We start from the raw sequence: 12,768 nt of genomic DNA, 5'->3' as shown, positions 1-12,768 counted from the left end.
CCGGGTCCGGTAGGGCCCGTCGGCTGTCGCCCTTCGGGCGGATGCGCAGCGTCGGCCGCCGCGCGCGGGCCGGAGCCCGCTGGGTCCACGTCCGGGACGTCGGCCTCTGGCAACGCTCGCTCGGATTCGCGGCGCTCGGGTTCCTCACCCTGGTCCCGCTCCTCATCGTCGTGTCCGCGGCGGACACCCGTAGCGGGCAGGGGTTCGCGCAGTGGCTGGGAGACGGGCTCGGCGTATCGCCGGCCGCCAGGGCCGAGATCGAGCGGCTCTTCGCCCTGCCCGGCCAGGCCTGGCGGACCACGACCGCCTTCGGCCTCGCGCTGCTCGCCGTATTCGGCCTGTCCTTCGGCACGATGCTGCAGAGCGGCTACGAACGGGTGTGGGACCTGCCTCCAGCCCGCTGGTGGGCCCGGTGGCGCCACGTGCTGTGGCTCGTCGCTCTGGTGGGGGCGCTCTTCCTCTCGGCGATCGCCCCGCCGTGGCGCGAGTCCCCGGCCCGCGGCTTCGTCACGGTGGCGATCGGCACCCTCTTCTTCTGGTGGTCCCAGCGCCTGCTCCTCGGCGGCCGGGTGTCATGGACCGCCCTGCTCCCCGGGGCGGTGGCCACCATGCTCGGGCTGCTCGGGCTGCGGGTCTTCTCCCGGCTCGTCTTCTCGCCGCTGATCGCGTCCGGCGCCGTCACCTACGGCCCCTTCGGAACCGTCCTCGTCATCCAGACCTGGCTCGTCGGCATCGGCGTGGTCGTGTTCGGCGGCGCACTCGTCGGCCGGCTCCTCCACGACGAGCTGCCGCGCCGGCCGCCTCCGGTGGAACCCGGTCTGTGAGGCCCCGGCCGGGAAGGGGCCGCACGGCTGGACGCGACCCCGGCTGCTCGGGCCTACGATGGTGCCCTGGGCTGCGGGGTGCAGGTCAGGGAGGCGGGCCCGGCCCCCGGGGACGCGTGGGAAGGAAGACGGTTGAATCGGTTCGCCCGGCTCGCCACCCGCGTGCTCGCGGTCCCCCTGGGACTCGTACGGCTGGAGCCGGCCGGCGAGGCCGCCGGTGTGCTCCCCGAGTGCTGGCCGCCCGAAACGAGACCCGACGGGGCAGTACTGGAGTGCTGCCGTCGCGTCGCGGAGGACGGGCGGCCCCTGTTCCTGTCCAGGGCCGGTGACGGCTCCGCGTCCTTCTCGTTCGCCGGTGTCCCGCTGGTCGGGAGTTCCGGCGAGCTCCTGGGCGTCCTCTCCGTCGTGGACACCGACCTCCGGGTCTGGAGCGAGGACGAGGTACGGGACCTCTCGGACCTGGCCGCCGCGTGCAGCGCCCAGGCCCGGATGCGGGTGCGCACCGAGATCGGGCGTCAGGCCCGCGAAGCGGCCGAGGAGGAGGCCACCCGGGCGCACGAGCTGCTCAGCCGTTCGGAGCTGCTCCTGCGGGCTTCCGAGGACCTCGCCGACACCCGCGGCCTGGACGACGTACGCCAACGGGTCGGAGACCTGGTCAGCGGGGATCTCAAGCCCGCTCGGGTGGACCTGCTCCTGCTCCGGCGGGGGATGCTCGACCGCGTGCCGAGTCCCGTCGACGGTGACGCCCGCCCCGGAGGCGTTCCCGAGCGGTTCGCGCTCGCCTCGCACTGGCCGGCCTCGCGAGCGGTGCGCGAGAACCGGATGGTGGTGGTCACGGGGTCGCACACGGACCCCGACGCCCTCTCCGGCACCCTGGCGAGCCCGGGATTCGACGCCCTGAGCCTCCACACCGCCGCCTGCCTGCCCCTGCGCGGCACGCACGGCATACTCGGCGCCCTCGTGCTGGCGTGGGACACCCCGCACGAGATCGGCTTGGACGAACGGGCGGTGCTGACCACGCTCGCCGGATACACCGCCCAGGCGGTCGAACGCGCACTGCACCTCGATGACCGTGTCACGGCGGCCAGCCAGCTCCAGCGGGCCATGCTCACCGACCTTCCCGACACACCCGGTCTGGAACTGGCCGCCTTGTACCGGCCCGCCGCACGCGACGACATGGTCGGCGGGGACTGGTACGACGCCTACCCGTTGCCCCGCGTACCGGGCAGCGGCGTCGCAGGGGCGCTGGCCCTCACGGTCGGCGACATCACCGGACACGACATGCGGGCCGCCGCCCTCATGGGACAGGTCCGCAGCATGCTGCGCCAGGCGGACCACGACCACCCCGGCCAGGGGCCGGAACAGGCCCTCGGCGCCCTCGAACGGGCCTGCCGACGCCTGAACCTGCCGGCCAGCGGCACGGCCGTCCATGCCCACGTCCGTCCGGAGGCGGACGGTCACTGGCACCTGAGGTGGAGCAACGCCGGCCATCCCGCCCCGCTCCTGCTCAGCCCGGACGGCAGCGTGGAAAGCCTCGCCGAGCACGACGTCCTGCTGCACCACGCCCTGCCGCCCGGGCCCCGCACCTGCGGAACCCGTTCGCTGGCGCCGGGCAGCACACTGCTTCTGTACACCGACGGGCTGGTCGAGGAACGCGGCACGGACATCGACGAGAACGTCGAACGGCTCGCCCGAGAGCTCGCCACGGCCCCGTCGGGGATCCGGCTGCACGCGCTGCTGCGCTCGCTCCTGGACACCATCGGGCCCCAGGAGGCACAGGACGACACCGTCCTGTTCGCGGTGCGCGTCCCCGGTCTGTGAGGCCCCGCGCCGGGAGGGGCGACGGACTCACCCGGACAGGAGCCGGGCCGTGACCCCCTGAACCGGTTCCTGACCGGCCCCTGTGGCCAGCACGCGTACTTCCGAGCGCTCGCTGATCTCCGCCTGGATGATGCCCGTGGCGTCCTCGTAGACCGGGTTGCCTCCCGGTCCCGTCCGGTCCGTGACGGTCACCCGCACGATGTCCGGTCCACCCTCGGCCATGCCGGGGAACACCAACTCGTACACACTCCGTACACCGTCTCGTCCCATCACCCTCTCCCCTCTGCGCCGGTGCCGGCGCGGGACAGCCGCAATGAGTCCTTCCGTCTCATCCTCCCCCCGCCGGACCGATGGCGCCGATCGTGCCCGACATCAGCCCCCGGGGAGACGCGGAACGGCTCCGCCCTCGGGAGAGGGGGAGCCGTTTCCGTACGAACGGGACGCGCCGGTCAGGCGTGGCGCCTGTTTCCCGTGACCATCCGGTAGACCACCAGGAGGATGAGGGAGCCGACGATGGCGGCGATCCAGGTGGAGAGGTCGAAGAACCCCTCGATCGAGTCGACACCGAAGATGACCTTGCCGAGCCAGCCGCCGAGCAGACCGCCCGCGATGCCGATGAGCATGGTGATGATGATGCCGCCCGGGTCCCTGCCCGGCATGAGCGCCTTGGCGATGATGCCCGCGAGCAACCCTATGAGAATCCAAGCCAGAATGCCCATGACGCGTCTCCTACCTCGGTGAATAAAGTTGGTGTTAGCGAGCGTCTGCACCGTGCGGAGATTCCCAAACGCCCCGCACCCTTGATCGTTTCCCGTGAGATCCGGTCCTCGGCGGAGACTGGGGGCGCACCTCGCCGATCAACCGCGGCGGGTCTTGGCCTTGCGCCAGCCGAAGGGACCGGGCAGATCCCACGACGTGGTCCGGCGTCCCGTGCTGCTGTGCGTACGGCGGGGGCCGTGCTTGCCACCGGTCGTGATCGACCACGACTTGCGGTTGATGTTGAGCCGGACACCCGGCAGGATCCTGATGCTCTTGCGGAATGTCAGTGGCATGACGTCTCGCTCCTTGGCGTACGTAGCGACGGCGGCCCGACTACCGTTTCGTTCGGGCCAGTTGACACGCGTGTATCCGGCGCCGCCCGTTCCATGCGCCCACGGCCGACCCAGGGCGCCAAGCCCCTTTCAGCCGGCCGAAGACGCTCACGCGGACACTCGCGCACCCTCCGGCCCGCACGCCCGACCGTGAAGGTCACGCATACCGGTCCGAGACCCGGGCATCCGCGCGGTACCCGGCCGAGGTCATCGCGAGGACGAGGAGTGTCCGTGCCGCCCTTCAACATGACCGAGAGCGGTGTGCTCGTCATCCGACCGCGGGCCGATCTGGACATCGCGGGCCGAGGCCTGGCCGTCCACCCGACCCGCCCTCTGGCCGCCGCCGCGCTCACCGCCGCATCGGTGCCGGTAGCCCCAGCAGCGTGAGTGCTCGCGTACTCCCCCACCGCCCAAGGAGATACGTTCATGAGGACCACCCCGACCCTGGAAGTCACCCAGCCGCGGTCGGTGCACGCAGTCGCCCGTACAGCCGTTGGTCTCCCGCATTCGGCGCTCGACGCGATGCTGGACGCCGCCTACGAGACACACCGCCGGTTCCGGCACGGCGCGTTCGCCGAGCCGTGCCCGACCTGCCATGTCTCGGCGGGGGAGCTCTGCCTGGCGCGACGCAGTGTGCACGCCGCCCGCAGACTGGCACATCGCGCCCGGGTGACGCGGAACGACCTGGGCCTTCCTCCTTGCACGGCACCGTGACCCGCTCACCGGGCCGGGGATGCGGTGCTGGGCGCTGAGGGACGGCAAGGCTCGCCCGACGAACGTCGAAGGGCCCCGGTGCGCCGCCCGGTCCCGGTGGGGCGCCCTCGCCGCTCCCCGCCGCGGGCTCCCGTGTCCCATCGGCGGGTCTGCGGGAGCCCGGCCGGTGGAGCGGTCAGGCCTCTTCGCCGAGGACCGCACGGATCAGTTCGCGCTGGTCGTCGGTCAAGCCCGCCTCGTCGAGTTCGACCGCTCGGCCGTCGATCGTGATCCGATAGTGGAAGCCGTCCGCGACCGGCCGTACGGCGCGCCGCGCGAGGCCCTCCCATTCCGCGGCGTCCCGCCGGACGGAGGTGTCGATCTTCCGCATCTTGTCCACACCGGTGAACCCTCCGGAGCGACTGACAGTGATCAGCATGGCCGTTCTCCTTCGGACGTCGAAGCTGTCGGTGTACTCGCCTGCCCCTGATCGGGCGCCTCTCCCCCGCCGGGCCCGCGCCGCGAGGTCAACGGCTCGAACTCGTCGGTGCCTGGCCGACAGTTGGCGGGGAGAGCGCCAACGAGCAGGCCGGTTGGAGCGCTTCGGGGCCGGGGCCGGAGGGGTCCGCGGTGGCCTTCAGGTGCGGTCCAGGACCCGGGCCAGGAAGCGCTGGGTCGCCTGCTCCTTGGGAGCGGTGAGTACTTGCTCCGCGGTGCCCTGTTCCACGATCACGCCGTCCTCCAGGAAGCAGACCCGGTCCGCGACGTGCCGGGCGAAGCCCATCTCGTGCGTGGCCATCAGGATGGTCAGGCCGCGCTGTTTGAGGTCCGCCACCACGTCCAGAACCTCGCCCACCAGCTCGGGGTCGAGGGCCGAGGTGATCTCGTCGAAGAGGAGCAGCTCCGGCTCGGTGGCCAGGGCGCGGGCGATCGCGGCGCGCTGCTGCTGTCCCCCGGAGAGCCGGTCGGGGTGTTCGTGCGCCTTGTCCGCGAGGCCGAGCCGGGCCAGCAGTTCGCGGGCCGACTCCTCGGCCTGCTTACGCGGGACGCCGTGGACCTGGCGCGGGGCGAGCGTGATGTTGTCCAGCACGCTCAGGTGCGGGAACAGGTTGTAGGCCTGGAAGACGATGCCGATCCGCTTCCGGGCCTCATGGGGGTCCAGTGCGGGGTCCGTCAGTTCGCTGTCGCCCAGGTGGACGGTGCCGTCGTCGACGACGTCCAGCAGGTCCACGCAGCGCAGCAGGGTCGACTTGCCCGAGCCCGAGCCGCCGATGAGGCAGACGACCTGGTGCTCGGCGACGTCCAGGTCGATCGAGCGCAGGACCAGGCGCGACCCGTACTGCTTGCGCACGCCGCGGATCCGCAGCAGTGGTCGGCTCATCGGCCCGTCTCCGCCCAGGTACGCTGCGCCGCCCGGCGCTGGAGCCGGTCGGCGAAGCGGGTCAACGGAATGGTGACCGCGATGAACAAGAGAGCAGCTCCCAGGTACGGGGTGTAGTTGAAGTCGTAGTCCGCCTTGATCTGCGCGGCCCGCAGTGCCTCCAGCGGACCGAGCACGGCGACCAGCGCGGTGTCCTTCTGCAGTGCGATGAAATCGTTGAGCAGGGGCGGGAGCACGTTGCGCACCGCCTGTGGCAGCACCACGTACCGCAGGGTCTTGCGTTCGTTCAGTCCCAGCGCCCGCGCGGCGTTGCGCTGCGCGGGGTGCACCGAGTTCAGTCCCGCGCGCAGTACTTCGCCGACGTAGGCACTGTAGGAGAGGACCAGCGCGATCACGCCGAGCACCCAGGGTTCGGAGGGCGTGCCCTGCAACCGCAGAGCCGGCAGGCCGAATCCGACGAGGAAGACCAGCAGCAGGGTGGGAACGCCGCGGAAGACGTCCACGTAGACGGTCGCGGCCAGCCGGAGCGGCTGCAGGCCGGGAGCGCGGGTCACCCGTACCAGGGCGATCAGCAGCCCCAGGACCAGGATCAGCACCTCGGCGATGAGGAACATCTGGATGTTGAGCCAGAAGGCCCGCAGGAGTTCGGGGAACGACTCCCGGAATTCGGTGCCGTCCAGGAACAGGCTGTGGACGCGCTCCCAGCCCGGCGAGGACACCGCGGCGGCCGCGATGGCCGCCAGGCCGAGCAGGGTGCACAGGGCGGCGGTCCAGGTGTGGCGCCGCTTGCGGGAGCGGCGGAAACGCTCCCGCTCCCGCTCGCGCTCGCTCGGTCGGTAGGTGTCGGCCGGCGGGGTGGCCGGCTCGTGCGGCACTGCCGTCTTCTCGAGGTTCACGGTCGCCGCGCTACGGCTTCAGCTCGGGGACGTTCGCCGAGGCGGACAGCCACTCCGCGGTGAGCTTGGCGAGCGTGCCGTCGGCCTTGAGCGCGCTCAGGGCCTCGTTCACGCAGGAGGTGTAGCCGCTGCCCTTGGGCAGGAGCAGGCCGAACTCCTCGGGGGTGCCGCCCGCGTAGCCGAACTGGCCGACGATCTTGGCGTTGTCGAGCTCCGACCCGGCCAGGAAGAACACGGTCGGCAGGTCGGTGACGATCGCGTCGATCTGGCCGTTCTTCAGCGCGTTGACCTCGTCGTTGGTGGTGTTGAAGACGCTCGGCGTGCGCGAGGGCTTGAGCTGGTCGAGCACTGCCTGGTAGCTGGTGGTGGCCACCTGGACACCGATCTTGGCGTCCTTCAGTTCTCCGAGCGAAGTGGCTTTCGCGAAAGCGGAGTTGTTCAGGGTGAGGATGGCCTGGTCCGCCGTGTAGTAACTGGTGGAGAAGTCCACCGCCTGTGCGCGCTGCGGGGTGATGGAGATCTGGTTGATGTCGAAGTCGAAGTTCTTCGGCCCGGGGGCGTAGGAATGGGCGAACGGTTCGACGACCCACTTCACCTTGTCCCGGCTGAAGCCGAGTTTGCCCGCGACCGCATAGGCGACCGCGCTCTCGAAGCCCTTGCCGTTGGAAGGGGTGTTGCTGTCGAACCAGGGCGCGTAGGCCGGGGAATCGGTCGCGACGGTCAACTGCCCGCTCTTGTGGAGGCTCGAACTGCCGGTCGTGCAGTTGGGGCTGCCGGATCCGGCAGCTCCCGCGGGACTCACCGGCTGGGGCGCGCAGGCGGCGGCGGTCAGGACGACTGCGACGGCGGATGCCGCGATGGCTATACGGGTGCGGGACATGAAAGGTCCTTAGAAGGGGTCCGAAAAAAGGGGGGTACGGAAAAGGGCCGTTGCCGTGCGCTCAGCGACACAGATCGGCGGCGCAGCGCACGTTGTCCACGTGGCGGCGGCGTACCAGCGGGATGGTTCCGGACATGCGATTCAGCATTCCGGCTGGTGGAGCGCGGTGTCAATCTCGACGGACGTCATTGGGTAACGCGGCGATAACATGTCAGCTGGTGAGACGAAATACCTGGTCACCCTGGCGCAGACCGAACAGTTCGGCTGCCGACCCGCCGCGGACCACCAGCTCGGCGAAGCCGATGCCGGAGCTTCCGATGGTGATTCCGGGCTCGCCGAGCGGCACGTCGGGCAGTCGGTCGTAACAGCGCACCGGGACACTGCGGCCGTCGCGCCGATTGTGGACGGAAAGGCTCCCCGCGCCGTCGTAGCCGGGCAGTTCGACGGCCGGCCGGTCCAGCTTGCAATTGCCGAAGTTGTCCACGACCGCGACCCGCACCTCCTGCTCGACGGGCGGGCGCACCGTCAGCGGCCGCGCGGGAACCGACCGGCCGTCGGCCAGCCAGCGGGCCAGCAGGGGCACGTACCAGAGGCTGCGGAACTGGGTCCGTACGATCTCCTCGACCTCGGCGTCCGCCAGCTCGGCCCAGCCTGCCGCGGCGGCTTCCAGCACCTCGCGGACATCGGTGACCTGGACCTCCTCCAGGCCCAGGTAGGTCACCAGCGGGGCGAGGACCCGGTGGTTGACCGTGCTGATGACCAGGTGCTGCCCGTGACGGAAGTAGCAGAACGGCACTCCGTTGGGCCAATGCCCGTCGCGCGGGGCGATGTTGACCAGAACGACGACCGGCTGTGTCGGCCCGCCGGTCAGGTCGGTGGAGCGCAGCAGGTCGAGGAGGGTGAGGGCGGCGGCGCCCTCCGGGTCCGGTCCGCCGAGCGGCAGGACGGTCGGCGTGGCGCCGAAGAGGGTGGCGATGCGGGCGGACTGGCGGGCCAGTGCGTTGGGATCGGCGCAGTCGGTGAGGGCGACGACGGGAAGGTGGGTCATGGCGGGGGCTTCGCCTTCTGTCGGGGGGCGGGCGGATCGGGCGACAAAGGGGCGCGTCGAGTGAGGGGCGCGGGTGCTGGGGGGTGCGGGTGCTGGGGGCGGGTGCTGGGGGCGGGAGTCGGGTGGCGCCGGCGGCCGGATCTGGAGACGGGACCGGGTCCGGGGCAACAAAAAACGGACCCTCCGTTTCCGGAGGGTCCGTCGCAGCTGGTGCGCACACGGCTTCGCTAGCGAAGCGCCTCCGGAGTACGGGGCATCATTCGCATCATGGCGAGGGTGGTGGTGTGCTGCATGGACGGGACTGTAGCAGCGCGCGGGAGCGTCGGCGACAACCGTCCGGAATGTGAACGGTCGGGCCCGGCCGGCCGCTCCGGACACTGCCGCGAAGCCCTCGTCCCCGGCCCAGTGCGCCGGTGCGTCCCGCCGGTTCGGCCGAAAGGCCCGTGCGCCCGCCCCGCCTGTGGTTCGCTGGGTCCATGACCGTACTCGTGACCCGTCGCCACGTCGACTACGTGCGTGTCACGACCACGGGCTGTCCCGTCACCGGCTGACCCTGCGCCGCGCGGCAACAGACCCGCGTTCCCTCTCACCGCACGCACCACGCGCCTCCCCGTACCTGTCGTACGCGGTCCCGTCGTACGCGGTCCCGTCCTGCCCGGACTCGGCCGCCGTCGGGCGTGAGCCGTCCGGTGCCGGGGCCGCGGCTCCACGGCGAATCCCCGACGCGCCGCCCTCGAAGGCTCCCGCGCCCGGGCACAGGCCGCCGCGCCTCCCCTCCGCGCAGCATCGTCCCCGCCCCGCCACCGTTCGCCCGTACCTCCGAGGAGACCCATGAGCCAGCCCATCGACGCCGTCACCGCAGGTCACACCCCCGAGAGCGAGCCCGCCGGGTCCGCGACGCCGGCCTGGTCCTTCGAGACCAAGCAGCTCCACGCCGGCTCCGCTCCCGATCCCGCCACCGGCGCCCGCGCGGTCCCGATCTACCAGACCACCTCGTTCGTCTTCCGCGACACCCAGCACGCCTCCGACCTCTTCTCCCTCGCCGAGCCCGGGAACATCTACACCCGCATCCACAACCCCACCCAGGACGCCCTCGAGCAGCGCGTCGCCGCCCTCGAAGGCGGCGTCGCCGCCGTCGCCCTCGCCTCCGGGCAGGCCGCGGAGACCCTCGCGATCCTCAACCTGGCTTCGGCCGGCGACCACATCGTCTCCAGCGCCTCGCTCTACGGCGGCACGTACAACCTGTTCCGCCACACCCTGCCGAAGTTCGGCATCGAGGTGTCGTTCGTCGAGGACCCCGACGACCTCGACGCCTGGCGGGCCGCCGTACGACCGCAGACCAAGGCCCTGTTCGCGGAGACCCTCGGCAATCCGCGCGGCAACGTCCTCGACGTCCGGGGCGTGGCCGACGTCGCGCACGCGGCGGGCCTGCCGCTCATCGTCGACAACACGGTGCCCACGCCGTACCTGCTGCGCCCCATCGAGCACGGCGCGGACGTGGTCGTCCACTCGGCCACCAAGTTCCTCGGCGGACACGGCACCACCCTCGGCGGCGTGGTCGTCGACGCGGGCACCTTCGACTTCGGCGCGCACCCCGAGCGGTTCCCCGACTTCACCGAGCCCGACCCCAGCTACCACGGGCTGCGCTACTGGTCCGCCCTCGGACCCGGCGCGTACGCGGTCAAGCTGCGCGTGCAGTTGCTGCGCGACCTCGGCCCCGCCATCGCGCCGCACTCCGCCTTCCTGCTCCTGCAGGGCGTGGAGACGCTGAGCCTGCGGCTGGAGCGGCACTCGACGAACGCCCAGGAGCTGGCGCGGTGGCTCGAACAGCGCGACGAGGTCTCGGTGGTGCACTACCCCGGCCTGCCCTCCAGCCGCTGGTACGAGGCGGCGCGCCGCTACCTGCCGCGCGGCGCCGGGGCCGTGCTCTCGTTCGAACTGCGGGGCGGTGTCGAGGCGGGCCGGCGGTTCGTGGACGGGCTGGAACTGTTCAGCCACCTCGCGAACATCGGCGACGTGCGCAGCCTCGTCATCCACCCCGCCTCCACCACCCACAGCCAGCTCGACGAGGCACAGCTCGCCGCCACCGGCACCACCCCGGGGCTGGTGCGCCTGTCCGTCGGCATCGAGAACCTCGCCGACCTGAAGGCCGACCTGGAGGCCGGCTTCCGCGCCTCGAAGGAAGCGTCCTGAACCCCGCCACCACGGCTCCGGACACCTCGGCCCTCCCTCCCGCCACCGGCGCGTGGCGGGAGGGGGACCCGCCGGGCCGCCGCCGGTGGCACCGGCGCACGCACCCGCTGGCGCTGGAGGCGGGCGGGGTGCTGCCGGGGGTGCGGCTGGCGTTCGAGACCTGGGGGCGGCCGGCACCCGACCGTTCGAACGCGGTGCTCGTCCTGCACGCGCTGACCGGCGACAGCCACGTCGCGGGCGCCGCCGGGCCGGGTCACCCGACCTCCGGCTGGTGGGACGCGCTCGTCGGCCCGGGCCGGGCACTCGACACCGACCGGTGGTTCGTGGTGGCGCCCAATGTCCTGGGCGGCTGCCAGGGAAGTACGGGGCCCGCGTCCACGGGCCCCGACGGGCGCCCCTGGGGCGGCTCGTTCCCGCGCCTGACCCAACGCGACCAGGTGCGGGCCGAGATCGGACTCGCGGACGCGCTCGGCATTGGACGCTGGGCCCTGGTGATCGGTGGATCCATGGGCGGGATGCGGGCGTTGGAGTGGGCCGTCGGCGAACCCCGGCGTGTGGCCGCGCTGTTGCTGCTCGCCTGTCCCGCGGCGGCGAGCGCGGACCAGATCGCGTGGGCCACCGCCCAGGTCCATGCCATCCGGGCCGATCCCCACTGGCAGGGCGGCGACTACCACGACGCCGGGCCCGGGCAGGGGCCGCACACGGGGCTGGGCCTCGCCCGCCGCATCGCGCACATCACCTACCGGTCGGCCGGGGAACTACAGACCCGCTTCGGCCACCAGGCGCAAGAGGGCGAGCAGCCCTGGCTCGGCGGCCGGTACCGCGTCGAGTCCTATCTCGACCACCAGGCCGTCAAGCTCCCCCGTCGGTTCGACGCGGCCAGCTACGTCACCCTGGCCGAGGCCATGAACACCCACGACATCGGGCGGGACCGCTCGGGCCGGCGGGCGGCCCTCGGCCGGGTACGGGCCCGTACGGTGGTGGCCGGGGTGGACTCCGATCGCCTCTACCCCCTCGTACAGCAGGAGGAACTGGCGGACGGGATCCCGGCCGCGGACGGGATCCGCGTCATCCGCTCCGCGTACGGGCACGACGGGTTCCTCCTGGAGACGGAGCAAGTCGGCGTGCTGGTAAGGGAACTCCTGGACGGCGACTCCAGGAGGAGCCGGTCTTCAAGGGGGTTCCCCGCCTAAGGGAGGCACGAATTCCACGGTGTCTCGGCCAACTTGCCCCCGCGCCCCCGCGCGCCCCCCGCAGTGACGTTCCATCTCCGCCGTACGGGGGCAGCCGGGTGGTGCCCTGGTTCGTCTACCGAGGAGACCCACCATGACGAAGGTCCTCGTCCTGCACAGTGTCAGCCTGGTCCGGTCGGCGCTGGCCGCGCTGCTGAGATCGGAAGGCCCCTTCGACGTCACGTCCGCGGGCTGGCGCACCGCGGTGCGCCAGGCCGAGTCCTTACGACCAGACGTCACGGTCGTCGACCTCGACTGTCGGGGGACGGCCGCCGCTCTGGCGGACCGGGGACGCGCGAACGGTCAGGTCCTCGCGTCACCGTCCGCGGTACTGGTCCTCGCGTCGACCGGCGCCCCCGGTTCCCTGCACCGCGCCTTCGGGGCCGGGGCCCGCGGCTACGTCGACAAGGACGGCTCGCCGGGGCGGCTCGTGCGGGCGGTCCGCAAGATCGCGTCCGGGGAGCGGTTCATCGACGCCTCGCTGGCCTCCGCCTTCATGGAGGCCGACCCCGTGCCGCTGAGCCCGCGCGAGCTCAGCGTGCTGGCCCGGGCCGCGGAAGGCGATTCCATCGCCGAGATCGCCCGTACGCTGCACCTGGCGAGCGGGACGGTACGCAACTACATCGCCGCGGCGACCCGGAAGACCGGCGGGCGCAATCTCATCGACGCGATCCGGATATCCCAGGGGGCGGGCTGGGTCTGATCCGCG

The 12,768-nt window shown here is 71.9% G+C and carries 15 protein-coding genes; 7 read left to right on the top strand and 8 right to left on the bottom strand.

Translation table 11 applies throughout. The features are described 5' to 3' along the window. Positions 1 to 41: 41 nt before the first annotated feature. Complete coding sequence (locus OG730_RS37910; RefSeq protein WP_327308530.1) at positions 42 to 824, top strand: YhjD/YihY/BrkB family envelope integrity protein; 783 nt, start codon at positions 42 to 44, stop codon at positions 822 to 824. Positions 825 to 956: 132 nt separating this feature from the next. Next, positions 957 to 2,645, top strand: coding sequence for a SpoIIE family protein phosphatase (locus OG730_RS37905; RefSeq protein ID WP_327308529.1), 1,689 nt, complete (start codon positions 957 to 959; stop codon positions 2,643 to 2,645). Between the two features lie 27 nt (positions 2,646 to 2,672). Here the strand turns inward: OG730_RS37905 and OG730_RS37900 are convergent, their stop codons facing one another. The 3 genes from OG730_RS37900 to OG730_RS37890 all read right to left on the bottom strand — a co-directional run bounded on the left by OG730_RS37900 (position 2,673) and on the right by OG730_RS37890 (position 3,697). After that, the gene (locus tag OG730_RS37900; protein ID WP_327308528.1) at positions 2,673 to 2,915 is read right to left on the bottom strand and encodes a DUF6296 family protein; all 243 of its coding nucleotides are present in this window, start codon (positions 2,913 to 2,915) and stop codon (positions 2,673 to 2,675) included. Positions 2,916 to 3,094: 179 nt separating this feature from the next. Continuing rightward, positions 3,095 to 3,364 carry a GlsB/YeaQ/YmgE family stress response membrane protein gene (locus tag OG730_RS37895; protein ID WP_327308527.1) on the bottom strand — a complete coding sequence of 90 codons (270 nt, stop codon included), beginning with the start codon at positions 3,362 to 3,364 and terminating at the stop codon, positions 3,095 to 3,097. Positions 3,365 to 3,502: 138 nt separating this feature from the next. Next, a complete protein-coding gene (locus OG730_RS37890) occupies positions 3,503 to 3,697 on the bottom strand; it encodes a DUF4236 domain-containing protein (RefSeq protein WP_327308526.1) in 195 nt (64 codons plus the stop codon). Positions 3,698 to 3,967: 270 nt separating this feature from the next. On the opposite strand from OG730_RS37890, the gene OG730_RS37885 reads away from it, so the two are divergent. Further along, complete coding sequence (locus tag OG730_RS37885) at positions 3,968 to 4,123, top strand: hypothetical protein (RefSeq protein ID WP_327308525.1); 156 nt, start codon at positions 3,968 to 3,970, stop codon at positions 4,121 to 4,123. Positions 4,124 to 4,162: 39 nt separating this feature from the next. Next, entirely contained in the window at positions 4,163 to 4,450 is a 288-nt protein-coding gene (locus tag OG730_RS37880; protein WP_327308524.1) for a hypothetical protein, read from the top strand. A gap of 175 nt (positions 4,451 to 4,625) precedes the next feature. Here OG730_RS37880 and OG730_RS37875 read toward each other — a convergent pair whose 3' ends face one another. The 5 genes from OG730_RS37875 to OG730_RS37855 form a co-directional block, all read right to left on the bottom strand. Further along, the gene (locus tag OG730_RS37875) at positions 4,626 to 4,868 is read right to left on the bottom strand and encodes a protealysin inhibitor emfourin (RefSeq protein ID WP_327308523.1); all 243 of its coding nucleotides are present in this window, start codon (positions 4,866 to 4,868) and stop codon (positions 4,626 to 4,628) included. 198 nt (positions 4,869 to 5,066) lie between these two features. Further along, positions 5,067 to 5,810, bottom strand: coding sequence for an amino acid ABC transporter ATP-binding protein (locus tag OG730_RS37870; protein ID WP_327308522.1), 744 nt, complete (start codon positions 5,808 to 5,810; stop codon positions 5,067 to 5,069). Further along, a complete protein-coding gene (locus tag OG730_RS37865) occupies positions 5,807 to 6,706 on the bottom strand; it encodes an amino acid ABC transporter permease (RefSeq protein ID WP_327308521.1) in 900 nt (299 codons plus the stop codon). The genes OG730_RS37870 and OG730_RS37865 overlap by 4 nt, the downstream gene beginning before the upstream one ends. Positions 6,707 to 6,716: 10 nt before the next feature. Then, the gene (locus OG730_RS37860) at positions 6,717 to 7,586 is read right to left on the bottom strand and encodes an ABC transporter substrate-binding protein (protein WP_327308520.1); all 870 of its coding nucleotides are present in this window, start codon (positions 7,584 to 7,586) and stop codon (positions 6,717 to 6,719) included. Positions 7,587 to 7,797: 211 nt separating this feature from the next. Beyond that, entirely contained in the window at positions 7,798 to 8,634 is an 837-nt protein-coding gene (locus tag OG730_RS37855) for an SAM hydroxide adenosyltransferase (protein ID WP_327308519.1), read from the bottom strand. Positions 8,635 to 9,465: 831 nt separating this feature from the next. On the opposite strand from OG730_RS37855, the gene OG730_RS37850 reads away from it, so the two are divergent. The 3 genes from OG730_RS37850 to OG730_RS37840 all read left to right on the top strand — a co-directional run bounded on the left by OG730_RS37850 (position 9,466) and on the right by OG730_RS37840 (position 12,762). Next, positions 9,466 to 10,827, top strand: a complete 1,362-nt coding sequence (locus OG730_RS37850; protein ID WP_327308518.1) for a bifunctional o-acetylhomoserine/o-acetylserine sulfhydrylase — start codon at positions 9,466 to 9,468, stop codon at positions 10,825 to 10,827. Continuing rightward, the gene (gene metX / locus OG730_RS37845) at positions 10,824 to 12,020 is read left to right on the top strand and encodes a homoserine O-acetyltransferase MetX (RefSeq protein WP_327309579.1); all 1,197 of its coding nucleotides are present in this window, start codon (positions 10,824 to 10,826) and stop codon (positions 12,018 to 12,020) included. The genes OG730_RS37850 and metX overlap by 4 nt, the downstream gene beginning before the upstream one ends. 133 nt (positions 12,021 to 12,153) lie before the next feature. Next, entirely contained in the window at positions 12,154 to 12,762 is a 609-nt protein-coding gene (locus OG730_RS37840; protein WP_327308517.1) for a response regulator transcription factor, read from the top strand. Positions 12,763 to 12,768 lie beyond the last annotated feature (6 nt).

Origin of the sequence: Streptomyces sp. NBC_01298 (assembly GCF_035978755.1) — a bacterium.
GTDB lineage: Bacteria > Actinomycetota > Actinomycetes > Streptomycetales > Streptomycetaceae > Streptomyces.
Note: the sequence above shows the minus strand (reverse complement) of the source record. Positions and strands in the feature narration are given on the sequence as shown.

Bases quoted from the DNA above. Each gene is read 5' to 3' on its own strand.
- OG730_RS37910 (WP_327308530.1), top strand. From the start codon at position 42: ATGCGCAGCGTCGGCCGCCGCGCGCGGGCCGGAGCCCGCTGGGTCCAC.
- OG730_RS37900 (WP_327308528.1), bottom strand. From the start codon at position 2,915: ATGGGACGAGACGGTGTACGGAGTGTGTACGAGTTGGTGTTCCCCGGC.
- OG730_RS37895 (WP_327308527.1), bottom strand. From the start codon at position 3,364: ATGGGCATTCTGGCTTGGATTCTCATAGGGTTGCTCGCGGGCATCATC.
- OG730_RS37890 (WP_327308526.1), bottom strand. From the start codon at position 3,697: ATGCCACTGACATTCCGCAAGAGCATCAGGATCCTGCCGGGTGTCCGG.
- OG730_RS37880 (WP_327308524.1), top strand. From the start codon at position 4,163: ATGAGGACCACCCCGACCCTGGAAGTCACCCAGCCGCGGTCGGTGCAC.
- OG730_RS37875 (WP_327308523.1), bottom strand. From the start codon at position 4,868: ATGCTGATCACTGTCAGTCGCTCCGGAGGGTTCACCGGTGTGGACAAG.
- OG730_RS37870 (WP_327308522.1), bottom strand. From the start codon at position 5,810: ATGAGCCGACCACTGCTGCGGATCCGCGGCGTGCGCAAGCAGTACGGG.
- OG730_RS37860 (WP_327308520.1), bottom strand. From the start codon at position 7,586: ATGTCCCGCACCCGTATAGCCATCGCGGCATCCGCCGTCGCAGTCGTC.
- OG730_RS37855 (WP_327308519.1), bottom strand. From the start codon at position 8,634: ATGACCCACCTTCCCGTCGTCGCCCTCACCGACTGCGCCGATCCCAAC.
- OG730_RS37850 (WP_327308518.1), top strand. From the start codon at position 9,466: ATGAGCCAGCCCATCGACGCCGTCACCGCAGGTCACACCCCCGAGAGC.
- OG730_RS37840 (WP_327308517.1), top strand. From the start codon at position 12,154: ATGACGAAGGTCCTCGTCCTGCACAGTGTCAGCCTGGTCCGGTCGGCG.